Origin of the sequence: Diaphorobacter sp. HDW4B (genome assembly GCF_011305535.1) — a bacterium.
Classification (GTDB): domain Bacteria; phylum Pseudomonadota; class Gammaproteobacteria; order Burkholderiales; family Burkholderiaceae_C; genus Diaphorobacter_A.
This window is the reverse complement of the sequence record NZ_CP049905.1, coordinates 3,446,736-3,469,961: the sequence shown is the minus strand read 5'-3', so window position 1 is coordinate 3,469,961 and position 23,226 is coordinate 3,446,736. Positions and strand designations below refer to the sequence as shown.

At 63.0% G+C, this 23,226-nt stretch carries 19 protein-coding genes; 8 read left to right on the top strand and 11 right to left on the bottom strand.

The genetic code is table 11. From position 1 onward, the window contains the following. The first annotated feature begins 20 nt into the window (after positions 1-20). Positions 21-1,940: a glutathione-regulated potassium-efflux system protein KefC gene (kefC, locus tag G7048_RS15895; RefSeq protein ID WP_166069074.1), complete on the top strand. Its 1,920-nt coding sequence runs from the start codon at positions 21-23 to the stop codon at positions 1,938-1,940. Between the two features lie 63 nt (positions 1,941-2,003). On the opposite strand, the gene catC is transcribed toward kefC, so the two are convergent. The 5 genes from catC to G7048_RS15870 form a co-directional block, all read right to left on the bottom strand. After that, a complete protein-coding gene (gene catC / locus G7048_RS15890; protein WP_166069073.1) occupies positions 2,004-2,288 on the bottom strand; it encodes a muconolactone Delta-isomerase in 285 nt (94 codons plus the stop codon). 374 nt (positions 2,289-2,662) lie between these two features. Further along, a complete protein-coding gene (pcaD, locus tag G7048_RS15885; RefSeq protein WP_166069072.1) occupies positions 2,663-3,466 on the bottom strand; it encodes a 3-oxoadipate enol-lactonase in 804 nt (267 codons plus the stop codon). Between the two features lie 86 nt (positions 3,467-3,552). Next, entirely contained in the window at positions 3,553-4,758 is a 1,206-nt protein-coding gene (pcaF, locus tag G7048_RS15880; protein ID WP_166069071.1) for a 3-oxoadipyl-CoA thiolase, read from the bottom strand. A gap of 48 nt (positions 4,759-4,806) precedes the next feature. Next, positions 4,807-5,454 carry a 3-oxoacid CoA-transferase subunit B gene (locus tag G7048_RS15875; RefSeq protein ID WP_166069070.1) on the bottom strand — a complete coding sequence of 216 codons (648 nt, stop codon included), beginning with the start codon at positions 5,452-5,454 and terminating at the stop codon, positions 4,807-4,809. 9 nt (positions 5,455-5,463) lie between these two features. Continuing rightward, the gene (locus G7048_RS15870) at positions 5,464-6,159 is read right to left on the bottom strand and encodes a 3-oxoacid CoA-transferase subunit A (protein WP_166069069.1); all 696 of its coding nucleotides are present in this window, start codon (positions 6,157-6,159) and stop codon (positions 5,464-5,466) included. Positions 6,160-6,389: 230 nt separating this feature from the next. On the opposite strand from G7048_RS15870, the gene G7048_RS15865 reads away from it, so the two are divergent. Further along, the gene (locus tag G7048_RS15865) at positions 6,390-7,169 is read left to right on the top strand and encodes an IclR family transcriptional regulator C-terminal domain-containing protein (RefSeq protein ID WP_166069068.1); all 780 of its coding nucleotides are present in this window, start codon (positions 6,390-6,392) and stop codon (positions 7,167-7,169) included. Between the two features lie 614 nt (positions 7,170-7,783). On the opposite strand, the gene G7048_RS15860 is transcribed toward G7048_RS15865, so the two are convergent. The 4 genes from G7048_RS15860 to G7048_RS15845 form a co-directional block, all read right to left on the bottom strand. After that, complete coding sequence (locus G7048_RS15860) at positions 7,784-9,208, bottom strand: efflux transporter outer membrane subunit (RefSeq protein WP_166069066.1); 1,425 nt, start codon at positions 9,206-9,208, stop codon at positions 7,784-7,786. Positions 9,209-9,219: 11 nt separating this feature from the next. Beyond that, positions 9,220-12,459 carry an efflux RND transporter permease subunit gene (locus G7048_RS15855; protein ID WP_166069065.1) on the bottom strand — a complete coding sequence of 1,080 codons (3,240 nt, stop codon included), beginning with the start codon at positions 12,457-12,459 and terminating at the stop codon, positions 9,220-9,222. A gap of 32 nt (positions 12,460-12,491) precedes the next feature. Beyond that, positions 12,492-13,751, bottom strand: coding sequence for an efflux RND transporter periplasmic adaptor subunit (locus tag G7048_RS15850; protein ID WP_166069064.1), 1,260 nt, complete (start codon positions 13,749-13,751; stop codon positions 12,492-12,494). A gap of 247 nt (positions 13,752-13,998) precedes the next feature. Next, positions 13,999-14,853, bottom strand: coding sequence for an alpha/beta hydrolase (locus tag G7048_RS15845; protein ID WP_166069063.1), 855 nt, complete (start codon positions 14,851-14,853; stop codon positions 13,999-14,001). Positions 14,854-14,995: 142 nt separating this feature from the next. Here G7048_RS15845 and G7048_RS15840 point away from each other — a divergent pair, with 142 nt between their 5' ends. Together G7048_RS15840 and G7048_RS15835 are read left to right on the top strand one after the other, a co-directional pair. Next, positions 14,996-15,916, top strand: a complete 921-nt coding sequence (locus tag G7048_RS15840) for a LysR family transcriptional regulator (protein ID WP_166069062.1) — start codon at positions 14,996-14,998, stop codon at positions 15,914-15,916. Between the two features lie 94 nt (positions 15,917-16,010). Next, positions 16,011-16,445 (top strand): DUF1841 family protein, encoded by a 435-nt coding sequence (locus G7048_RS15835; RefSeq protein WP_166069061.1) that lies wholly within the window; start codon positions 16,011-16,013, stop codon positions 16,443-16,445. A 13-nt stretch (positions 16,446-16,458) separates the two neighbouring features. Here G7048_RS15835 and G7048_RS15830 read toward each other — a convergent pair whose 3' ends face one another. Next, positions 16,459-17,388 (bottom strand): universal stress protein, encoded by a 930-nt coding sequence (locus G7048_RS15830; protein ID WP_166069060.1) that lies wholly within the window; start codon positions 17,386-17,388, stop codon positions 16,459-16,461. Between the two features lie 662 nt (positions 17,389-18,050). Then, complete coding sequence (locus G7048_RS15825) at positions 18,051-18,710, bottom strand: cytochrome c (protein ID WP_166069059.1); 660 nt, start codon at positions 18,708-18,710, stop codon at positions 18,051-18,053. 126 nt (positions 18,711-18,836) lie between these two features. On the opposite strand from G7048_RS15825, the gene G7048_RS15820 reads away from it, so the two are divergent. From G7048_RS15820 to G7048_RS15805, 4 genes are all read left to right on the top strand, one after another. After that, entirely contained in the window at positions 18,837-19,691 is an 855-nt protein-coding gene (locus tag G7048_RS15820) for a MoxR family ATPase (protein WP_166069058.1), read from the top strand. Positions 19,692-19,704: 13 nt separating this feature from the next. Beyond that, positions 19,705-19,956, top strand: coding sequence for a hypothetical protein (locus tag G7048_RS15815; protein ID WP_166069057.1), 252 nt, complete (start codon positions 19,705-19,707; stop codon positions 19,954-19,956). A 151-nt stretch (positions 19,957-20,107) separates the two neighbouring features. After that, entirely contained in the window at positions 20,108-21,295 is a 1,188-nt protein-coding gene (locus G7048_RS15810) for a VWA domain-containing protein (protein ID WP_166069056.1), read from the top strand. A gap of 91 nt (positions 21,296-21,386) precedes the next feature. Beyond that, positions 21,387-23,225: an autotransporter assembly complex family protein gene (locus G7048_RS15805; RefSeq protein WP_240932996.1), complete on the top strand. Its 1,839-nt coding sequence runs from the start codon at positions 21,387-21,389 to the stop codon at positions 23,223-23,225. Position 23,226 lies beyond the last annotated feature (1 nt).

Here is a 23,226-nt window from a genome sequence, read left to right as displayed (position 1 = left end):
ACCGCTCCCGCTCATCGCCTATGTCTCACGCGCCCATCTGGCTTACCTACGGCTTCACCTATCTCGCGGCAGCCGTGATCGCCGTACCCATCGCCCGCGCACTGGGCCTTGGGGCCATCATCGGCTACCTCGCAGCCGGCATCGCCATCGGGCCGTGGGGGCTGCGGCTCGTCAGCAATGTGCAGGACATTCTTCACTTCGCCGAATTCGGCGTGGTGCTGATGCTGTTTCTGGTCGGCCTGGAACTACAACCCAGCCGCCTGTGGAGCATGCGCCGTCCGATCTTCGGGCTGGGCACGGCGCAGATGCTGGGCTGCGCCGCCCTGCTCTGGGCCGTGGCCTGGGCATTTGGAATGCCTTGGCGCATCGGTCTGGTCGGCGCGTTTGGGCTGGCACTGTCGTCCACCGCCATCGCGCTGCAATCGATTGAAGAGCGCAACCTGATGCGCACCGACAGCGGCCAGAAGGCGTTCTCGATTCTGCTGTTCCAGGACGTGGCGGCGATCCCGATTCTGGCGCTGCTGCCGCTGCTCGGCGTCGGTGCCGATGTGACCGATGGCCACACCACGCCGCACCACGACCCCATGCAGATGGCGCTCGAAGCTGCCAAGATCATCGGTGTGGTGGGAGCCATCATCATCGGCGGTCGCCTGCTGCTGCGCCCGCTGCTGCGCTGGATCGCCAAGAGCAAGACGCCCGAGATCTTCACCGCCACCTCGCTGTTCCTCGTGGTCAGCATCGCCATGTTGATGCTCACCGTCGGCCTGTCGATGGCGCTCGGCGCGTTCCTCGCAGGCGTGCTGCTGGCCGACAGCGAATTCCGCCGCGAGCTTGAAACCGACATCGAGCCGTTCAAAGGATTGCTGCTCGGTCTGTTCTTCATCGCGGTCGGAATGAGCATCGACTTCGGCGTGATCCTCGCATCGCCCTGGGCCATGCTGGGCCTGCTGGTCGGCTTTCTCGTGCTCAAGGCCCTCGTGATTTACGGACTCGCCACCGTCACCAAGATGCCTTATCAGGAGCGCCCGGTGTTCACGCTGCTGCTTGCGCAAGGCGGTGAATTCGCGTTCGTCGTGTTCCAGACCGGTGCGACGTTCAAGGCGATCCCCACCGAAACCGCTTCGCTGCTGATCGGCGCGGTGGCGCTGTCCATGCTGCTCACGCCGCTTTTGCTGGTGGTGATGGACCGCGTGCTGCTCAAGCGCTTTGCGACGCTCAAGAGCGCACCTTCGGATGTGAAGGAAATCTCCGAGCCGCAATCCGCGCCGGTCATCATCACCGGTTTCGGTCGCTACGGCCAGATCGTCGCGCGCATGCTGCTCGCACAAGGCACGCCCGTCACGGTGCTCGACCACAGCGTGGAAATGCTCGAAGTCGCGCACACCTTCGGCTACCGCGTTTTCTACGGCGATGCCACGCGCGTGAATCTGCTGCGCATTGCCGGTGCCGAGCAGGCCAAGGTGATCGTCGTGGCGGTGGACAAGCCAGACCAGTCGCTCAAGATCGTGCAGATCGTGAAGAAGCATTTCCCGCATCTGAAAATCGTCGCCCGTGCGCGCGACATCACGCACTGGAACCAGTTGCGCGACCTGGGCGTGGAGCATTCGCAGCGCGAGCTGTTCGAGTCCAGCCTCGTGTCCGGTCGCACCGTCATGGAAATGGTGGGCCTTGCGCCCGAAGAAGCCGCCTACGTGACCGAGCGTTTTCGCGAGCACAACATCGCGCTGGCCAATCTCATGTACGAGCACCACAACGACAACGCCGCGATGATCGCCGTCGCCAAACAAGGCCGCTCGCAACTGGTCGAACAGATGCAGAAGGAGCGCCAGGAACACGACGCCGCCAGGACGCGCGAGCAGGCCGAGGCGATCTACGGACGCAACCAGCACAGCGCCAAGGAACCCCAGACACAAGAGCCGCAGGACGCTCCCAAGGCTTGACCTCGACAGCGTGCTGCGGCTCGCGCGACGGGAAGGATCACTCCTTCCCGTTTTTGTTCGTGCTTATTCCTGAACGATGGAAGACGGGTGGTTGGCCAGCGCCTTCACCTTGATCTCCATGTACGGAAACAGCGGCAGGTTGTTGAGCATGGTGTGCAGTTCGTCGTTGCTGGCGGCGTCGAAGATGCTCACGTTCGAGTATTCGCCCACCACGCGCCACAGATGACGCCACTTGCCGTCCTTTTGCAGTTGTTGCGAGTAGGCCTTTTCCTTGGCCTTGATTTCGGCGACGACCACCGGGTCCATCCCGTGAGGAATCTTGACGATCATTTCGACCATGTACAGCATGAAATTACTCCTTTGAAAACCAGACCCGACGCCGCCATGATAGGCATGCGTGAGTTGTACGCGCGGTCGACCACGCTGAGGACATGAAAATTCGCTTGTCTTTTGTTTCGGAAACGCCGCTACTTGCCCTCCGTCGCCAAGCGGCAAGAAAGCAAGCGATTCGTCTCCGATGTAGTGTTTTGAGTAGTGCTGAAAAAACGCAGCTCGGCACAAAGGCCTGCAACGCCGACGGTCGTGTCTGTCACCCAAGGGGATGGCATGAACCGTCTGTGCCGCACCGACAAAGCGGCGCGGCGAGTGACCGACCTGGTGGTCGATCACGACAAGAGCAACGTCGTCAGCGCGACGTCGCCCCGATCTTTACTTTGGGTTCCTCACGCTCGCAGAAACTGCGAAAGCGCGTCGTCGAAGGCTTGTGGCGCTTCGAGATTCGAGAGGTGCGATGCGGGCACAGCGGCCAGCTTGGCACCGGGGATGTGTTGCTGCATGAACTCGCCATCGGCCACGGTTGTGACCGGATCGGCACTGCCTGCAATGATGAGCGTGGGCAAGGCGATCTTCGCAATCTGGTCGCGCACATCGGCACCGGCCAGCGCGTCGCAGCAGCCTGCATAGCCTTGCGGATTCACGGCGGCAATCCATGCCTGCGCACGCTGCACCACGGCAGGCTGCGCGGCAATGAAGGCTTCGGTAAACCAGCGCGAAGGCGACGAATCCGCCAGTTCCTTCATCGCGGCAACGCCCTTTTCGCGGACCATCGCGGAGCGCATGTTCCAGCCGTCCGGCGTGCCGATCTTCGCAGCGCTGTTGCACACAGCGATGCGGTTCATGCGCGATGCGGCATTCAGTCCCAGCCACAGGCCGGTGAAGCCGCCCATCGAGATGCCGCAGAAATGCGCACGCTCGATTTTCAGCGCGTCAAGAATCGCCACCACATCGTTGCCCAGCAGATCGAAGCTGTACGCACCGGGCGACACCACGCTGCCGCCATGGCCGCGCGTGTCGTAACGCACGACGCGGAAATCCTTGGAGAACTTCGCTGCCTGCGCATCCCACATCTCGAGCGTGGTGCCCAGCGAATTGGAGAACACCAGCGCAGGCGCATCCTGCGGACCTTCCACACGCACGCGCAGGTTGCCGCCTTGTGTGGCGATGAATTGATCGTTGGTCTGACTCACTTCTTATCCTTCCGTCACGGCGCGGGTGGATGCCCGCGCCGTGTTCACGCCCGCTCCTGACAACAGGAGAAGGCGAATTTTCTACATCACACTTTTTCCAGAATCACCGCAATGCCCTGACCCACGCCGATGCACATCGTGCACAGCGCGTAGCGGCCGCCGAGCGTGTGCAGCTGGTTCACCGCCGTAGTGGCCAGACGCGCGCCCGATGCGCCGAGCGGGTGGCCCAGAGCGATCGCGCCGCCCCATTGGTTCACGCGCTTGTCGTCGTCGGCGATGCCGAGGTCGCGCAGCACGGCCAGGCCTTGTGCGGCGAACGCTTCGTTCAGCTCGATCACGTCCATCTGGTCCAGCGTCAGGCCGGTCAGTGCCAGCACCTTGCGCACGGCAGGCGCGGGGCCGAAGCCCATGATGCGCGGAGCCACGCCAGCAGTCGCCATGCCGACGACGCGGGCCTTCGGTGTCAGGCCAAACTTCTTGGCGGATTGCTCGTCGGCCAGCAGCAGCGCGCAAGCGCCGTCGTTCACGCCGGACGCATTGCCCGCGGTCACCGTGCCGTCGGGACGCACGACGCCCTTCAACTTGGCGAGTGCTTCGAGCGTCGTGCCGCGTGGGTGCTCGTCTTGCGAGAAGATGATCGGATCGCCCTTCTTCTGCGCAAGCGACACGGGCACGATTTCCTTGGCGAGGTAGCCCGCAGCAATCGCTGCAGCGGCCTTCTGCTGCGAAGCCAGCGCCATGCGGTCCTGCGCTTCACGCTCGATCTTGAAATCGTCGGCCACGTTCTCGGCCGTTTCAGGCATCGAATCCACGCCGTACTGGGCCTTCATGAGCTTGTTCACGAAACGCCAGCCGATGGTCGTGTCGTACACCGCGTTGTTGCGGCTGAATGCGGACTCGGCCTTGGGCATGACGAACGGCGCGCGGCTCATGCTTTCCACACCACCGGCGATCATCAAGGTGGCTTCGCCCGACTTGATGGCGCGTGCTGCGGTGCCGATGGCGTCAAGGCCCGAACCGCACAGGCGGTTCACGGTCGAGCCCGGCACTTCGACCGGCAGACCTGCAAGCAGCGAGGACATGTGGGACACGTTGCGGTTGTCTTCACCCGCCTGGTTGGCGCAGCCGTAGATCACGTCGGTGACGGTTTTCCAATCGACATTGGGATTGCGCTCCATGAGCGCCTTGATCGGCAGCGCGCCGAGATCGTCCGTGCGCACGCCCGAGAGCGCGCCGCCGTAGCGACCGAAAGGTGTGCGGATGGCGTCGCAGATGAATGCTTGAGTGGTCATTGTTCAGTGTCTCCGTGAATGGTGAAATGGTGGAACGGGTCGTCGCGCTCAGGCCGCCTTGATCGGCAGGCCTACCAGGCGTTCGAGTTCGGCGTGTTCGAGTCCATCCACCTTGTCGATCAACTGCAGGCCATCTGGCGTGCATGCCAGCGTAGCAAGATCCGAGTAGATGCGCTTGACGCAGCCGATGCCCGTGAGCGGATAGCTGCATTGCTTGACGAGCTTGCTCTCGCCCTTCTTGGTGAGCAGGTCCATCATCACCCAGGTCTGCTTGGCACCGATGGCCAGATCCATCGCACCGCCGACCGCGGGAATCGCACCGGCCTCGCCCGTGCTCCAGTTCGCGAGATCACCCGTTTCCGACACTTGGAATGCACCCAGCACGCAGATATCGAGATGGCCGCCGCGCATCATCGAGAAGCTGTCGGCGTGATGAAAATACGCGCCACCCGCGAGCAGCGTCACGGGCTGCTTGCCGGCGTTGATCAGGTCGTAATCTTCTTCACCAGCGGCAGGTGCCGGGCCCATGCCGAGGATGCCGTTCTCGCTTTGCAAAATGACTTCGCGACCTGCGGGAATGTGGTTGGCGACCAGCGTCGGCTGACCGATGCCGAGGTTCACATAGGCGCCGTCATGAATGTCCTGCGCCACGCGGGCAGCCAGTTCGTCCTTGGTACGTTTTTGGTAGTTGCTCACGATGAATCCTTACTTCTTGAAGCCGCCAGCTTGCGTGGCCACACGTTCGATCTTCACGATCTTGCTCACGAAGATGCCGGGAGTGACGATGCTCTCGGGATCGAGCTCGCCGAGTTCCGCAATCTCGTGCACCGATGCGATGGTGCGCTTGGCCGCCGTCGCCATCACCGGGCCGAAGTTGCGCGCCGCCTTGCGATAAGTGAGGTTGCCCCAGCGGTCGCCCTTCTCGGCCTTGATCAGCGCGACGTCGCCGTGGATCGGGTACTCCAGCACGTACTGGCGACCATCGATCTCGCGGGTTTCCTTGCCGTTGGCGAGTTCGGTGCCGAACGAGGTCGGGCAGAAGAACGCCCCCACGCCCGCACCGGCCGCACGCAGACGCTCGGCCAGATTGCCCTGCGGCACCAGTTCCAGCTCCAGCTTGCCTGCGCGGTACAGCTCGTCGAAGACATAGCTGTCGGCCTGGCGCGGAAAGCTGCACAGGATCTTGCGCACGCGGCCCGCCTTGAGCAGCGCGGCCAGGCCCGCATCGCCATTGCCTGCGTTGTTGTTCACCACCGTCAGGTCACGTGCGCCGTGCGCAATCAGACCGTCGATGAGCTCACCGGGGATGCCGGCCGTGCCGAATCCGCCGATCAATACCGTGGCACCGTCCTGGATGCCGTCCAGGGCCTGCGCCACGGAGTCTGCAATCTTGTTGATCATGTCGTGAAGGGTTGGAGTAGTGGTTGAAAGCAACCAAGGGAAGTGATCGAACACGCCCGCCTGGCATCGGAATCTCTGGAAGCTGAATCTTTGAAATTTGTTCGTATCATGAACAAATGTTCGTATAATGAATTTTAGGCCGAAGCAGGAAACCTCCACAATGCCCAATTCATAGGTGATAACCCTAGGAATCGGCTTGTCCTACAGAGAAAAGACGAGAGAATTCAGCGATGAATGCACCTACGCCAGGGGACACCTACGTCCAATCCTTCGCCCGCGGGCTGGAGGTGATCCGATCTTTCAGCGCGAGCGCGCCCGAGCAGACGCTCAGTGAAGTGGCAGCGCGCACCGGCCTCACGCGCGCCGGAGCGCGGCGCATTCTGCTCACGCTGCAGACGCTGGGCTACGTGGCGAGCGACGAGCGGCATTTCCGCCTCACGCCCAAAATCCTCGACCTCGGATTTGCCTACCTCACGTCCATGCCCATGTGGGATCTGGCCGAGCCGCTGATGGACCAACTGGTGGACAAGGTGCACGAGTCCTGCTCGACCGCCGTGCTCGACGATCTCGAAATCGTCTACGTGCTGCGCGTGCACACGCACAAGATCATGAGCACCAACCTCTCGGTTGGCTCACGCCTGCCCGCGTTCTGGACCTCGCTGGGCCGCGTGCTGCTGGCCGATCTGCCCGAAGCCGAGTTGAAAGAGCGCCTCGCCCGCCTGCCGCGCCAGCAGTACACGCAATACACCGCCACCGACGACGCCACGCTGCTCGACCGCATCCGCGAAGCCCGCGAACAGGGCTGGTGCCTGCTCAATCAGGAACTCGAAGAAGGCCTGAGCTCCATCGCCGCCCCCATCAAGGACCGCGCAGGCCACACGATTGCCGCACTCAACATCAGCGGCCATTCCAGCCGCACGAGCATCGAACAATTGAAAAACGAGCTGCTGCCGCAACTGCTGCAGACCTCGCAGGCGATTTCGCGGTTGATGGGGACAAGGCGGCGCTAAAAAACAGTGATTCGCGTGGCTTGCCGCAGGCGCGCTTCACGGTGGTGGATTGCTCAAGGATTAAGCACTCCATCACTTCTCTTTTCAAATCAAGCACTTGCATCCCCCGTACAAGCCTTGCCCATGCTTATCCACAGGTCTGTCCGCAGCGGCGTGGGATAACCCGTGCTGTGTTGCCCAATTTTTCAGCAGGACATTGGCAATCCTTTGAAATCAAGCACTTGCAAACGCCGTACAGCCGTAGTTCAGGCTTATCCACATGCTTGTCCCTCAAAACAAGGGATAAATCGAGATTCCATGCGAGGTTTTGCGGGGATGTGCGCATTGCTCAAAAAACAGGCACCCCACCGGGATGGATCGCTCATTTTTTAAGCAGTGCATGTCAATTGCTTTGAAATCAATGACTTGCACTCCCCATACAAGCCTTGTCCACAGTTATCCACAACACTGTCCAACGCAGGCGGGCACAAGTCAGTCACTGTTGATGAAAATTTAAGCAGCAGATTGAAAATCGTTTGAAATCAATCACTTGATTGGCTCATACAGCAGTTGTACCGACTTATCCACACGCCTGTCCAGCCTGAGCAGGGATAACCGTGGACCTCTTCACCGCCTCAACTCTTCCAGTCGCCGCCGAGTGCGCGGATGAGTGCGATGGTGGCGGTGTATTGCGAGGTCCGGACCTGCAGCGCCTGCCTGCGGTTGCGCAGTTCGTTGCGGCGTGCGTCGAGCAGTTCGAGCTGGCTCACGAGGCCGTTGCGATAGCGCACGTCGGAGAGATGCGTGGCGCGCTCGGCCGATTGCACGGCCTGTCCGAGCACTTCGGCCTGGCCCTGCAGCAGGCGCAGGGTGCTGAGCTGGTCTTCCACATCGCGCAGCGCCGACAGCACCTGGCCGCGTTGTTCGGCAAGCGCCGCTTCAAGGCGCGCCTTGGCCCCCTCTTCCTGTGCGGCACGCTGGCCGCCGTCGAAGAGGGGAAGGCTCATCAGCAAGCCCAGTCCCCACGAACGCGCGGACCACTTGAACAAGTCGCCCAGATCGGGGGAAGCAAACCCGCCGCTGCCGGTCAGCGCAATGGCCGGAAACCATGCCGCCTGTGCAACGCCCACACGCGCCTGCGCGGCCAGCACATTGGCCTGTGCGGCAGACACATCGGGCCTGCGCGCGAGCACCGTGGCCGGAACGCCTGCGGGGATCACCGGCAAGGCGATGGGCCCCGCCGATTCGGGCAGCGCAAAGCCGGTGGCCACATCACCCACCAGCACCGCCAGCGCATGTGTGAGCGTGGCCTGCTGGCGCTCGAGCGCGAGGGTTTCGGCCTCGGTCGTGGAGACTTCGCTTTGCATGCGCACGACTTCCAACTCCGCTGCATCGCCCGCGCGGTGGCGACTCTCGATGAGCCGCAGCGTGCCGCGATACGCGGCCAGGCTTTGCTGCACCAGTTGGCGCTCGGTCTGCAGCGAGCGCAGTTGCAGATAGGTCTGCGCCACATCGGCCTGCACCAGCAGGCGCGTGCTCTGCAACAGCGCGTCGCGCGATTGGGCGTCCTGGCGCGCGGCCTCGCTGGCGTTGGAGAGACGGCCGAACAGATCGACCTCGTACGACAGATTCAGACCTGCCTGATGCAGCGTGGCCGGTTGCATGCCGTTGGCCTTGTCGGCACCGGCCTGTCGGGCGACGCCCGCCGATGCGCCCAATTGCGGCAAGCGCTGCGCATCGGCAGATCGCAACAGCGCACGCGCTTCGGCAAGGCGCGCGGCGGCGACTTGCACATCGGTGTTTGCCGTTGCGGCACGTTCGACGAGCGCGGTGAGTTCCGCATCGGCAAACGCACGCCACCATTCGCCGCGCGGTTGCGCTTCAGCGGGGGCGGCTGTGGTCCATGAAGACTGGTTCTGTGCGGTGCTGAATTCGGCGGGCGCTTGCACGCCCGCCAGCGGTTCGACGGGCGGCAATGCCGTTGCGCAACCGGCCAGAAAAAGTGCTGCAGCCAGCGGCACGAGCGTCAGGCGATTCCAAGTTGTGTGAATGGCATTCATGTGCTTTTCTTTCATTCGTCATGTCCGCGCGGTGCGGCCAGAATCGGATGTGCCGAGCCGACTCCGCTGTCGTGTTTCGGCCCGATATCCGGAGCCACATGCGTGCCGTGATGGGCCAACGGACGATTGCCCGCGAGCTTGCGCAGCAGCACGTAGAACACGGGGGTGAGGAACAAGCCAAAGGCCGTCACGCCGATCATTCCGGCGAACACCGCAATGCCCATGGCGCTGCGCATTTCCGCGCCCGCGCCGGTCGAGAGCACGAGCGGCAGCACGCCCATGATGAAGGCCATCGACGTCATCAGAATCGGGCGCAGACGCAGACGGCTCGCTTCGATCGCGGCTTGCACGGGCGTGCGTCCCACGAACTCCAGTTCGCGTGCGAATTCGACGATCAGAATCGCGTTCTTCGCCGACAGCCCCACAAGCACGACCAGTCCGATCTGCGTGAACACGTTGTTGTCGCCGTGCGAAAGCCACACGCCGGTCATCGCGGCGAGCAGACCCATGGGCACGATGAGCACGATGGCCAGCGGCAGCGTCAGGCTTTCGTACTGCGCCGCGAGCACGAGGAACACCAGCAGGATGGCGAGTGGAAACACCAGCAAGGCGGAATTGCCCGCGAGGATTTCCTGGTAGGTCAGTTCGGTCCATTCAAAGCCAATGCCTTGCGGCAGCGTTTCGGCGGCAACGCGCTCGATGGCCTCACGTGCCTGTCCTGAAGAGAAGCCCGCCGCCGGACTGCCATTCACGTCGGCCGACAGAAAGCCGTTGTAGCGCATCGCACGTTCGGGGCCGAAGCTGGGCTTGATCGTCATGAGCGCAGACAGCGGCACCATCTCGCCCGTGGTCGAACGCACCTTGAGCTGCGCGACGTCTTCGGCCTTGGCGCGATAGGCCGCATCGGCCTGCACACGCACGCTGTACGTGCGGCCAAACTGGTTGAAGTCGTTGGCGTACAGGCTGCCCAGATAGATTTGCAGCGTCTCGAAAATGTCGGTCACCGGCACGCCGAGCTGGCGCGCCTTGGTGCGGTCGATGTCGGCATAAAGCTGCGGCACGTTGACCTGCCAGCTCGTGAACAGGCCGGCGAGTTCCGGCGTCTGGCTGGCCTTGGCCATGAAGGCTTTCACGGCCGCATCCATGGCCTCGTAGCCAAGCGATGCGCGGTCCTCGATCTGCAGCTTGAAGCCACCCGTCGTGCCCAGCCCCGCCACTGGCGGCGGCGGGAACATGGCGATGAAGGCTTCCTGGATTTCACCAAACGACTGGTTCAACTGACCCGCCACGGCATTGCCGCTTTGGTCGGCGCGCTTGCGCTCGCCAAACGGCTTGAGCGTGACGAACACGATGCCCGAATTGGAGCTGTTGGTGAAGCCGTTGATCGACAGGCCGGGAAAGGCAATCGCGTCTTCCACGTTCGGATTCTTCATCGCGATCTCGCCCATGCGGCGGATCACGTCGTCGGTGCGATCGAGCGTCGCGCCATCGGGCAACTGCGCAAAGCCGACGAGGTATTGCTTGTCCTGCGCGGGCACAAAGCCGCCGGGCACCATCTGGAACAGTCCCCATGTCGCGCCGACGAGCGCAAGGTAGATCACGAACATGCCGCCCTTGTGGCGAATCACGCCGCGCACGCCGCCGCTGTAGGCCTCGGAGCCGCGATGGAACAGCGCGTTGAAGCGACGAAAGAAACCACCGAGCACGCGATCCATGCCACGCGTGAGCGCATCCTTGGGCTCGTCGTGGCCCTTGAGCAAAAGGGCTGCCAGCGCAGGCGACAAGGTCAGCGAGTTGATCGCCGAGATCACCGTGGAGATCGCGATCGTCACCGCGAACTGGCGGTAGAACTGCCCCGTCAGACCGCTGATGAAAGCCAGCGGCACGAACACGGCCACCAGCACCAGCGCAATCGCGATGATGGGGCCGGAGACTTCGCGCATCGCACGATAGGTCGCATCGCGCGGAGACAGGCCCGCCTCGATGTTGCGCTCGACGTTCTCGACCACCACGATGGCGTCATCCACCACGATGCCAATCGCCAGCACCAGCCCGAAAAGGCTCAGCGCATTGATCGAAAAGCCCAGCAGATGCAGCACCGCAAACGTGCCGACGACGGACACCGGAACGGCCAGCAGCGGGATGATGGAGGCGCGCCAGGTCTGCAGGAAAAGAATCACCACGATCACCACCAGCGCAATGGCTTCGAGCAGCGTGTGCACGACCGAATCAATCGACGCACGCACGAACTGAGTGGGGTCGTAGGCGATGCGGTACTCCACGCCTTCGGGCATGTTGCGGTTCAGCTCGACCATGGTCTTGCGCACGTTGTCGGAGATTTCCAGCGCGTTCGATCCCGGTGCCTGGAACACGCCCATGCCCACGGCGGGCTCGTTGTTGAGCAGCGAACGCAGCGAGTAATCCGCCGCGCCCAATTCCAGCCGCGCCACATCACGCAAGCGCGTGACTGCGCCGTCCGCGCCGGTCTTCACGATGATGTCGCCGAATTCTTCGGTCGTGGAAAGACGGCCCTGCGCATTCAGCGACAGTTGCATGTCCACACCGGGCAGGCCGGGCGAAGCACCCACCACACCGGCTGCGGCCTGCACGTTCTGGCCGCGGATCGCAGCGACCACATCGCTGGCGGAAAGACCGCGCTGCGCGACCTTCTGCGGGTCGAGCCACGCGCGCATCGAGTAGTCGCCGCCGCCGAATATCTGCACCTGCCCCACGCCGGTCACGCGCGCAAGGCGGTCCTTCACATTGAGCACGGCGTAGTTGCGCAGATAGTCGATGTCGTAGCGCCCGTTGGGCGAGACCATGTGCACCACCATCGTGAGATCGGGCGCGCTCTTCACCGTGGTCACGCCCAGGCGGCGCACCTCTTCCGGCAGGCGCGGCTCGGCCTGCGAGACGCGGTTCTGCACAAGCTGCTGCGCCTTGTCGGGATCGGTGCCGAGCTGGAAGGTGACGGTGAGCGTCATCACGCCATCGGTCGTCGCCTGGCTGCCCATGTAGAGCATGCCTTCCGCGCCGTTGATGGATTCCTCCAACGGCGTGGCTACGGTCTCGGCGATCACCTTGGGGCTTGCGCCCGGATACTGCGCGCGCACCACGACGGACGGCGGCACCACCTCGGGATATTCCGAGATCGGCAGCACCCGCATGGCGATCAGGCCCGAGAGAAAGATGAGCACCGACAGCACGCCCGCAAAGATCGGGCGGTCGATGAAAAATCGGGATAGGTTCATGGCAATGTGTTCTTGTTGTGCGTGAAGGAGGTTCAGGCGACGGGCTTTTTCTTCGCCGCAGATTCATTGCCTGCCAGCTCTGATTTCGCATTCATCGGCACGTCCTGCGGCGCGACCACCGCGCCCGGACGCACGCGCTGCAAGCCGTTCACGACGATGCGCTCTCCCACCTTGAGCCCGCTCGTCACCATGCGCAGGCCATCGACGGGCGCTCCCAATTGCACCTCGCGGTACTCGACCTTGTTGCCCTCGCCGACGACCAGCACGAACTTCTTGCTCTGGTCCGTGCCGACCGCGCGTTCGTTGATCAGCAAGGCCTGCTGGCTGCGCGGCTGGCCCATGCGGATGCGCGCGAACTGCCCGGCCATGAGTGCGCCATCGACGTTGTCGAAAACCGCACGCACGCGCACCGTGCCGCTTTTCGCATCGACCTGGTTGTCGATAAGTTGCAGGTGGCCGGTGTAGGGTGTGTCCTCACCCGTGCCTGTGCCCGTACCCACCCCCATTTGCACGGGAATGCTTTCGATCAGCGCACGCGCGCTCTTGCCGCTCTCCAGTCCCTTCAGCGCGTTCGTGACGATCTGCTCGTCGGCATCGAAGCTCGCGTACATCGGGTTCACCGACACCAGCGTGGTGAGCACTGGCGCGCCCGCCCCCGCGCTCACCAGATTGCCGACGGTGACATCGACGCGTCCCACCTTGCCAGCCACCGGAGCACGCACCTGCGTGTAGCCGAGGTTGAGCTTCGCGGTCTGCAGCGCGGCCTGCGCGGCACGCAGGTTCGCATCGGCCTCGCGTTGCGCGTTCGTACGTTCGTCGAGTTCCTTTTGCGCAATCGCACGCTCATCCCACAGACGCGCGGCACGCTCGGCCTCGCTCTGCGCATAGCTCATACGGGCCCTGGCGGCAACGACCTGAGCTTCCGCACGATCCACCTCGACCGCGAACGGTGCCGGGTCCACGGTGAACAGCAGATCGCCCGCCTTCACCAGCGCACCTTCCTTGAAGTGCACGGACTGCAAGGCACCGGCCACGCGCGGACGCACATCGACCCGCTGCACGGCTTCGAGGCGGCCCGAGAATTCGTCCCACAGACTCACGTCCTTTTGCAGCACTTCGGCCACCGAAACGGGAACTGCGGGCGCAGCAGCAGGTACCTCGGTCGGCGCATTCGCATGCGAGCTTTGCAGTCCAAAGACCGTTCCGCCTGCGGCTGCAATGGCCGCAGCGGCACCGATCACGGTCCACCAGCGACGTTGTGGAGAGACAGAGTTGTGGTGTGGATGGCTCATGATGATTCCTCTGAAATTCGTTGGAGTAGTCGTTTGAAAACGTGAAAGCCCCCGCGCGGGATTCAAGCGGCAACGGACATCCCCTGCGGCTTGCAAAAGCCGACAGCCAGTCCTTGCCCACGCAGGCAATGGTTTTGTTCTAGTGGGTCAGTGATGGTGTGTTTTTTCAGGCATCACGCGTGGACCACCGCTCCTCTCACCATGAGGAGCGGCTGCGCGCGAGACCGTCGTCGAAAAATTCGCTATGTCAGTTGGGCGTGTGACATCGAGACGCCTCGAAAAAAATCTTCAGTTGCTCCAGCACCTGTGCCTCGCACGGGCAGTCCATGGAGCCGGGTTCGAGCAGCGCATCGGGCCACTCTGTGGCCTCCACGAAGGCATGCTCCTGCACCGTGAGCCCTGCGCTCTTCAGGCGTTTGGCATAGGCCAGCGCCTCGTCGCACATGGGATCACCGCCACCCACCATGATGAGCGTGGGCGGCAGGCCCGCAAGCCGCTGCGCCATCGCTGGCACGGCATAGGGGTGCAAGGCATCGTGTGTACAGCCAAGGTACTTCTGCCAGCCCTGCGCCCACTTGCAATCGGTGGCCTCGCCGGTGACTGCGCGCAGCGACGGCGTGCCTGCGCAAGGGTTGAGCATCGGCGAAATCAGTATCTGCCCGGCGAGCGGCGGATGGTGCTGATCACGCGCCATCAGGCACACACCGGCGGCCAGATTGCCACCCGCCTCCTCGCCCGCCACATACAGGGGCGCGCCCTTGCCCGCCAGTCTCGTGCGGTGCTTGTAGCCCCACTGCAGCACGGCGTATCCGATCTCCAATGGACGCGGAAACGGGTGCTCTGGCGAGAGCGGATAGGCGACCGAGACCACACGCGCGCCCACGGCCTGCAACAGGCCGGCAACGGTGCAGCCGCTGTCCAGATCGCCATCGATGAACGCGCCACCATGAAAATGCAGCACCAAGGGAATGCTCGTTCCCGCCTGCGGCTTGCTGCCGTAGACGCGCACGGCCACGTCCTCGCCGGACGCCATCGGAACGACGGTGTCGGTGAAACGGGGCTGCGGTGTGGCGTTGGACGCGGGCTTCTTGCTGGATGACATAAGGTGCCTCACTCGGGATGGAGCGGTGGTGGCAGGATGAACTGTAGGGCCTGCGATCCTACCCATCAATCACCAAAGCTTGGCCACACTGTTTCCAAATGCCGAACAATCAGGGCATGCAACGCGTGTGAGAATTCAGCCCATGGATCAGATACAGGCAATGCGCATCTTCGCGCGCGTGGTGGAAGCGGGCACGTTCACGCTCGCCGCCGACACGCTGCAGCTGCCCAAGGCCACCGTCACCAAGCATGTGCAGGCGCTCGAGGATCGGCTCAAGGTCAAGCTGCTCAACCGCACCACACGCCGCGTGACCGTGACCACGGACGGCGCGGCCTACTACGACCGTGCGGTGCGCGTGCTCGCCGATTTCGACGATCTCGAAGCCAGCATGAGCCAGGTCCGCGCCACACCGCGCGGCCGTCTGCGCGTGGACGTGGGTACCTCGATCGCGCGCCTGTTGATCATTCCCCATTTGGCCGAATTCCAGTCGCGCTATCCGGACATACAGATCGACCTCGGCGTGAGCGACCGACCCGTCGATCTCATCGGCGACAACGTGGATTGCGTGATTCGCGGTGGCGAGTTGAGCGATCAGTCGCTCGTCGCGCGGCGCGTGGGCAATCTCGATTTCATCACCGTCGCATCGCCCGACTACTTGAAGCGCCACGGCACACCCACGCACCCGCGCGAGCTGGGCGATCCGGGTACAGGCCACAACAGCGTGCTCTATTTCGCACGTGTGTCGGCCCGCCGCTATCCGCTGGAATTCAAGCAGGGCGACGAGTACATCGAGATCAGCACGCCCTCGACCCTCGCCGTCAACGAATCCAACGCCTACACCAGCGTGCTGCTGGCGGGCCATGGCGTGGGGCAGATCACCACGTTTCAGGCGCATCCGCACATCGCCAGGGGCGAGTTGGTGCGACTCCTGCCCGAATGGACCCAGGTGCCGCTGCCGGTCTACGTGGTCTACCCACCCAACTCGCACCTGAGCGCCAAGGTGCGCGCGTTTGTGGACTGGGTGGTGGAACTGTTCGCCGCCGATCCGCTGCTGCAGCGCTGAGCTGAGCCGAGCTTTTTTTGCCAAAGGGCCGCCATTTCCGGCACAGTCCCACGCCTGCAAGGCCCTTGGCTCTCGTGCTAACCTGCCGCCCATCATGTTCAACCCGTCCCAAGCCGATGTGCGCCGTTTTTTCTGCGGTGCATATGCCAAGCAGCAAGCCAATCAGCCCATGGAAGCCATCGAAACGCTGGCGGCCCTGTGGATTGACGAGCACCCCGAATACCGCGAAGAACTGACCGACGCCGAAGCGGCCGTGAAGCGCAATTACGACGAGACGCCGGATCGCACGAATCCGTTTTTGCACCTGTCGATGCACCTGTCGATCAGCGAGCAGTGCAGCATCGACCAGCCGCGCGGCATTCGTCAGGCAGTGGAGCTGCTGTCCAAGCGCCTCGATTCATTGCATGACGCGCACCACGCTGCAATGGAGTGCCTTGGCACCATGCTGTGGGAAAGCCAGCGCTCGGGCCGTCCGCCCGATGGCGAGGCCTACGTGGCGGCCGTGCAGCGGCGCGCCACGCGGGATTGAAGAACCATCCAGCTCAGAACTTGAACTGCAGCCAGCCCTTGCGGCTGCCCAGTTCAATCGGACGCGGACGTTCGCGCTCCTGCGGCAACTGACCGCAGACCAGCACGTCGCACGACACCATCATCGCCAGACGCGTCGCACGCGTGCTCAGAGACCAGCGGTCGCTCCAGTGGTTGCGGGTCGCCCCGATCACGATCAGGTCGGCTCCCGAGCGCTGCTGCTGCACCATGATCTGGCGCGTCACGTCGCGCGTGCCGTTCTGGCTGTCCACGCGGTTGCGGCGGGCGTCGTCGGCGTCCTTGATGCGCAGGCGGCGCTGCTCGGCAGTCTCCAAGATCTCGCGCTTGAGTTCATCGCGGAACTGCTCAAGCACCTCGAATTCCTGCTCCTCCTCGACGCCGGAGACCCCCGGATCGCGCGACTGGAACAGATCGACAGCCGTGCTGCGCTGCAGGTCGGCGGCGAAGTGCAGCACCTCGCGTGCGCGCTCGGTGCTGTCCACCGCCACGAGCATGCGTGCGTAGGCTGACTGCTCCACCTCTTCGGTCGTGGGTGCCTGCTGCACCACGAGCACCGGGCAAGGGCTGTGGCGCAGGCAATGGGCGAGCACCGCACCGCGCCAGGGCTTGTTCCACAGGCGTTCCATGCGGCGATCCAGCACCAGCAAATCGGCACCGCTGGCCACGGCCATGGCGCGCTCGGCCACGCTGTTGTAGCCGTCGAATTCACGGGCGACCACGTCGATGGCGTGTCGGCGCGCGAGCTGGCGCGCTCGCTGTTCGAGCCGCGCCTGCGGGCTCACGAAACGCGGGTCCTGCTCGTCGGCGGCGTAGACCAGCCACAGCACGGCCTGGTGCTGCGCCGCGATCAGCGCGGCCCTGTCCAGTGCCTGCTCGGCCTGGGTCGAAAAATCAGTCAATGCGGCTATGGTTTGAATGCGCATGTGGGTCCCTCCTCCAGGAAATCGGCTTGCCTTGGATGGCTGAAACTCCGGCAAGTCCATGAAGACAGTCCGCACCGCACAAGTGATGGTCAGCCCACCCGCACGTTTCGCGTCATCATTGAATGAGACTGTTTACCTCTGCAGCCCATAGTTGAATGGGGTTCTACCCTGCGTGTATGTTTCTTGACACACGTCCAAAGACACCCACACCACGCGTGCCGTGGCTCGCTACAGGCAAAAACGAAGAGGGAAAAAAGGGGAAGGCCCGGCGGTTCAGTGCAGATGACGCGCTGGCGGAGACAAGACAGTGCCGAAAGAAGACACAGAGATGAGGAAACCGCCGGGCTCAGAAATCTGCGGCCGGTGAAGCTGGTTTCAGAACACCCGTCCTTTGCAAGCATCCACGCGCACCGACGCACGCTGGCGCGCAAAGGCGCAGCCGCAGGGCGTTTCGGTGGCAATGCACGGGGTGGTTCATGCGGGCCATTCTAGGCAGTCCGGCCATCAATGCTTCGTGCCCGCCCGAGTACCGCACCAAAGCTTGCCAGAATGCCGCGCCCTGATCGAACGGACCCAAACCCCAAAGCACAAGGCCCGCAGTCCGGATCGAACTGCGGGCCCTGTCGTCATTCAAACGCTGGAATCAACGGTGATCGACGCGATCAACGGAAACGCGACTCCGGAACCGTCTGCAGATCGCCGGGCAACGAGCTGATGTAGCCCGCCAGCTCCTTGAGTTCCGCATTCGTGAACTGCTTGGCCATGCCCGCCATGATGGCGTTGGAGCGGCCACCGATCGGGTTGGCGTCGGCCTTGTACGAGCGCAGCGCGGCGTACAGGTAGTCCTTGTGCTGGCCAGCCAGCTTGGGATAGGACGGGTCGATGGCCTTGGAGAAGTTGTCGCCGTGGCAGGACACGCAGGCGCCCTTTTGCAGCAACTGGGCGACTTGCGCGTTGGGCTCGCGGGCCTTGTCGGGCACGGGCTTCGCGTCCTTGGTGTGGGTGGAGTAGTACGCGGCCACGTCGGCCATGTCCTGCTCGGTGAGCGAATCGGCAATGCCGCGCATCGTGGGATGCTTGCGCTCGCCCTTCTTGTATTCATTGAGTGCGTTGACGATGTACTTCGCGCTCTGGCCCGAAATCATCGGCACGCGATACACCTCGGGGAATGTGGCCTGATAGCCGACGATGCCATGGCAGCCGATGCACATGGCAATCTTGCCTTCGCCGGCCTTGGCATCTCCCTTGATCTCCTGGGCTTGAACAAGGCCCGTCGCGCACGCGACAGCCAAGCCGAATATCGTGGTAAACGTTCTTTTCATTTTCCGCGCACAATCTATGTTGAGTGAGTTGTCCCGGCCTCTCGTAGGCGCTCTACCGAAGGGTTTTGCGATTATAGCCAGCCCCTGTCAAGCATATTCATCAACGATTTCCCTCAATTACGGCCCATGAAATTCCAAGGTTCTCAGAATTACGTCGCCACCCAGGATTTGAAACTCGCTGTGAATGCAGCCATGGCGCTGCAACGCCCATTGCTCGTCAAGGGTGAACCCGGCACCGGCAAAACCATGCTGGCCGAGGAAGTCGCCAGCGAATTGGGCTTGCCTTTGTTGCAATGGCACATCAAATCCACCACCAAAGCCCAGCAGGGTTTGTACGAATATGACGCGGTAAGTCGTTTGCGTGACAGCCAATTGGGCGATGCAGAAAGCAGCGAGCGCGTCAAAGATATTCGCAACTACATTGTTCAGGGCGTTCTCTGGCAGGCATTTACTGCCGACGAGCCAGTGGCTTTGCTGATTGATGAAATCGACAAGGCGGATATTGAATTCCCCAACGATTTGCTGCGCGAACTCGACCGCATGGAGTTCTACTGCTACGAAACGCGCGAGCTGATCAAGGCCAAGCACCGTCCGCTGGTGTTCATCACCTCGAACAACGAAAAGGAACTGCCCGACGCCTTCCTGCGCCGCTGCTTCTTCCACTACATCAAGTTCCCCGACGCGGACACCATGCGCCAGATCGTGCATGTGCACTTCCCCACGCTCAAGAGCGAGCTGCTGACCGTGGCGATGAAGACCTTCTACGACATCCGCAATCTGCCGGGTCTGAAGAAGAAGCCTTCGACCAGCGAGCTGATCGACTGGCTCAAGCTGCTCGTCGCCGAAGAGATTCCGATGGAAGCCCTGCAAAGCGCCGACAACAAGGTCAGTGTGCCGCCGCTGGTGGGCGCGCTGCTCAAGAACGAGCAGGACGTGAGCCTGTTCGAGAAGCTGGTGTTCATGAACCAGCGCAACCGCTGATCGAGCCACTGCCATGAGCGACGCCAAACGTCTTCTCGCCGAAGGGGCAACCGACGCCGTGGGCTTTCTGGGCGGCGCGCTGCTCGGCTACGGCATCGGCTATGTGCTGGGTCTGGACATCTTTTCGCAGGGCTACGACACGCGCAGCATTCTCGCGATTGCACTCGTGGGTCTGGGCGGCGGTGTCGGCCTGAATCTGGCACGCCGCTGGCGCAATGCGCGAGCTGCGGCCTCCGCGTCCTCCGCAGCGTCCAACGGACGCTGACCACAAGCCGCAGGGCAATCTGCGGCAATGCCCTACGCCGGATCGGCGTTTTTCGAATTACCGTCCTACGAGGCAGGATGGCGACGGCACAATTCCGCACGACGGGATCGCCTGCAACGCACACATCCCGCCCGAACCAAGAGAAGCCAGTATGTTGATCGACTTCTTCTACACCCTGCGCGCGGGCAAGCTGCCCGTATCGGTCAAGGAATACCTCACGCTGCTCGAAGCGCTGGAGGCCGGTGTCGTCGGACCCAAATCCGAGGACGGCTGGGCGCTGGACGATTTCTATCACCTCTCGCGCACCATCCTCGTCAAGGACGAGAAGCACTTCGACAAGTTCGACCGCGCGTTCTCCGCCTACTTCAAGGGCGTGGAGATGATTGCCGATCTGACCAAGGAGCTTCCGCTCGAATGGCTGCGCAAGACGCTGGAGCGCGAACTCTCGCCCGAGCAGATCGCCGCCATCGAGAAGATGGGCTGGGACGAACTCATGGAGACGTTGAAAAAACGCCTCGAAGAGCAGAAGGAACGCCACGAAGGCGGCAACAAGTGGATCGGCACCAACGGCACGAGCCCCTTCGGCCACGGCGGCTACAACCCGCAGGGTATCCGTATCGGCGGGCCGGGCAAGAACAAGAGCGCGGTGAAGGTCTGGGAGCAGCGCGCCTACAAGGACTACGACGACACGCAGGAACTGGGCACGCGCAACATCAAGGTGGCGCTGCGCCGCCTGCGCAAGTTCGCGCGCGAAGGCAACGAGCTGGAACTCGACCTGCCCGACACCATCCACAGCACGGCGGCGAACGCGGGCTTCCTCGACATCAAGATGATCCCCGAGCGCCACAACAACGTGAAGGTGCTGCTGCTCATGGACGTGGGCGGCACGATGGACGAGCACATCAAGCGCGTGGAGGAGCTGTTCTCGGCCGTGAAGACCGAGTTCAAGCATCTGGAGTTCTATTACTTCCACAATTGCGTCTACGACTTCATGTGGAAGAACAACCGCCGCCGTTTCGCCGAAAAGTTTCCGACCTGGGACATCATCCGCAAGTACAACAAGGACTACAAATTGATCTTCGTGGGCGACGCGACGATGAGCCCCTACGAGATCCTTCAGCCCGGCGGCAGCGTGGAATACAACAACGACGAGCCCGGTGCCGAGTGGTTACAGCGGCTTACGCATGCATTCCCCAAATTCGCATGGATCAATCCCGAGCCACAAGGCGTGTGGGAATATCGCCAGAGCATCAGCATCATTCAGCAACTGATGGGCCATCGCATGTACCCGCTGTCCTTGAAGGGACTGGAGGAGGCAATGCGATTGCTCTCCAAATAATTCATCGATGGTTTCAGCCAAGCAGCCAGCCTCGCGCGCCACAAGCGCCGCCCTTTTGATCTCCACGGCTCTCGTTCTGAGCGGCTGCAGCATGTTCTCGAAAAAGGAGGACGCCAACGGCGATCCTTCAGCGGCCACCGCCACCAGCGGCAAGCCCGCCTTCACGCTCGAAGTCGACGCACCCAAGGAAGTGCGCGAACTGCTCGAAAAGCATCTCGAACTCAAGCGCTTTCAATACCAGGGCGACCTGCAGCGGCGCGAACTCACGCGCCTGCTCGGTGCCACCGACGCCAATGTGCGCGACCTGATCGGCACGCTCGGCTACTTCAGCCCCACGGTCACGGTCGAGTTGAAGGACACGCCCGACTCCACGGAAGCACCGCGTCAGGTGAAGGTGAACGTCGATCCCGGCCCCGCCACCACCATTGCGCAAAGCGAAGTCCGCTTCAGCGGCGTGAGCGCCAATGCGCCCGACGGACTGGAGCAGCGCCAAAGCATCCAGCGCAACTGGCCGCTCAAGAACGGCGAGCGCTTTTCGCAGTCCGTCTGGAGCAGCGCCAAGAGCGGCGGACTCAAGGAACTGCAGGCACGCCGCTATCCCACGGCCCGCATCGACAGCAGTCTGGCCGATGTCGACGCAGACAAGAACGAAGCCAAGGTCAGCGTCACCTACGACCCCGGCGCGGCCTACAAATTCGGCCCGCTCGCCATCGAAGGCACCGAGCGCTACGACGCCATCGGCCTCGCGCGCATCGCCCGCCTGCCCGAAGGACAGGTCTACGACCAGGCCGTGATGCTCGACACGCAGCAACGCTTGGTGAGCAGCGGCTATTTCGACTCGGTGTTCCTCACGCTGGCCGACACGCCGCAGGCCGCGCCCGAAGATTCGGCGCAAAAGATCGATGACGCGCGCGCCGCGCAAGGCGCGGAAGTCACATCGCCCGTCACCGCCAAGGTGCGCGAAGCCAAGCTGCAGAAATGGGTGTTCGGCGTGGGCCTGAGCACCGATACCGGGCCGCGCCTGTCGATTGACCACATCCACAACCGCGTGCCCGGCCTCGGCTGGCGCGCGGTCAGCAAGATCCAGCTCGATCGCAAGAACCCGCTGATCTCCACCCAGCTCACCGCCCTGCCGGGCGAGGACTACTGGCGCAACTTCGTCGGAGCCAAGTTCGAGCGCGAGCCGGTCGGTGATTTCGACGTGAACAGCGCCCAGTTGCGCGCCGGTCGCACCAAGTCCGCAGAGCACATCGACCGCACCTACTATCTGCAATACGACTGGGCCAAGACACAGGGCGCGGGCGCTCCGCCCGCCAGTTCCTCGCTGCTGGCCAACTACGGCTGGACGGGTCGCTATTTCGACAGCCTGCTCTCGCCGCGCTCGGGCTACGGCTTTGCGTGGGAGGCCGGCGTCGGCACCACGCTCACGCCGCAGCGCACGCCATTCACACGCCTGACCGGGCGCTGGCTCACGCTCATGCCCATCGGCAAGCTCGACGAAGAAACCCAGCGCCGCAGCCGCCTGCAGTTGCGCGCATGGGGTGGCGCGATCACCGCCAAGAAAGACGCCGAACTGCCGATGACGCTGATGTTCCTGGCCGGTGGCGACAACTCGATTCGCGGCTACGGCTACCAGTCCATCGGTGCCAAGACCGACAACGGCAAGGTCATCGGCGGGCGCTACCTCGCGGCGGGCAGCGTCGAGTGGCAACGCCCGATCTCCATTCGCGGCAACACGCAGGACTTCGAGCAGGCGGTCTTCATCGACGCCGGCGCGGTCGGCGATGACGCCAACAAACTCTATGCACGCGTCGGTGTCGGCACCGGCATCCGCTGGCGCAGCCCCGTTGGCCCCTTGCAGGCGGACATCGCCTACGGTCTGCAGGAGCAACAACTGCGCCTGCATCTGCGTCTCGGCTTCACGTTCTGAT

What these genes read in the sequence shown, in the direction of transcription:
- kefC (WP_166069074.1), top strand. Translation starts at nt 21, where the DNA reads ATGTCTCACGCGCCCATCTGGCTTACCTACGGCTTCACCTATCTCGCG.
- catC (WP_166069073.1), bottom strand. Translation starts at nt 2,288, where the DNA reads ATGCTGTACATGGTCGAAATGATCGTCAAGATTCCTCACGGGATGGAC.
- pcaF (WP_166069071.1), bottom strand. Translation starts at nt 4,758, where the DNA reads ATGACCACTCAAGCATTCATCTGCGACGCCATCCGCACACCTTTCGGT.
- G7048_RS15870 (WP_166069069.1), bottom strand. Translation starts at nt 6,159, where the DNA reads ATGATCAACAAGATTGCAGACTCCGTGGCGCAGGCCCTGGACGGCATC.
- G7048_RS15865 (WP_166069068.1), top strand. Translation starts at nt 6,390, where the DNA reads ATGAATGCACCTACGCCAGGGGACACCTACGTCCAATCCTTCGCCCGC.
- G7048_RS15860 (WP_166069066.1), bottom strand. Translation starts at nt 9,208, where the DNA reads ATGAATGCCATTCACACAACTTGGAATCGCCTGACGCTCGTGCCGCTG.
- G7048_RS15855 (WP_166069065.1), bottom strand. Translation starts at nt 12,459, where the DNA reads ATGAACCTATCCCGATTTTTCATCGACCGCCCGATCTTTGCGGGCGTG.
- G7048_RS15850 (WP_166069064.1), bottom strand. Translation starts at nt 13,751, where the DNA reads ATGAGCCATCCACACCACAACTCTGTCTCTCCACAACGTCGCTGGTGG.
- G7048_RS15845 (WP_166069063.1), bottom strand. Translation starts at nt 14,853, where the DNA reads ATGTCATCCAGCAAGAAGCCCGCGTCCAACGCCACACCGCAGCCCCGT.
- G7048_RS15840 (WP_166069062.1), top strand. Translation starts at nt 14,996, where the DNA reads ATGGATCAGATACAGGCAATGCGCATCTTCGCGCGCGTGGTGGAAGCG.
- G7048_RS15835 (WP_166069061.1), top strand. Translation starts at nt 16,011, where the DNA reads ATGTTCAACCCGTCCCAAGCCGATGTGCGCCGTTTTTTCTGCGGTGCA.
- G7048_RS15830 (WP_166069060.1), bottom strand. Translation starts at nt 17,388, where the DNA reads ATGCGCATTCAAACCATAGCCGCATTGACTGATTTTTCGACCCAGGCC.
- G7048_RS15825 (WP_166069059.1), bottom strand. Translation starts at nt 18,710, where the DNA reads ATGAAAAGAACGTTTACCACGATATTCGGCTTGGCTGTCGCGTGCGCG.
- G7048_RS15820 (WP_166069058.1), top strand. Translation starts at nt 18,837, where the DNA reads ATGAAATTCCAAGGTTCTCAGAATTACGTCGCCACCCAGGATTTGAAA.
- G7048_RS15815 (WP_166069057.1), top strand. Translation starts at nt 19,705, where the DNA reads ATGAGCGACGCCAAACGTCTTCTCGCCGAAGGGGCAACCGACGCCGTG.
- G7048_RS15810 (WP_166069056.1), top strand. Translation starts at nt 20,108, where the DNA reads ATGTTGATCGACTTCTTCTACACCCTGCGCGCGGGCAAGCTGCCCGTA.
- G7048_RS15805 (WP_240932996.1), top strand. Translation starts at nt 21,387, where the DNA reads ATGTTCTCGAAAAAGGAGGACGCCAACGGCGATCCTTCAGCGGCCACC.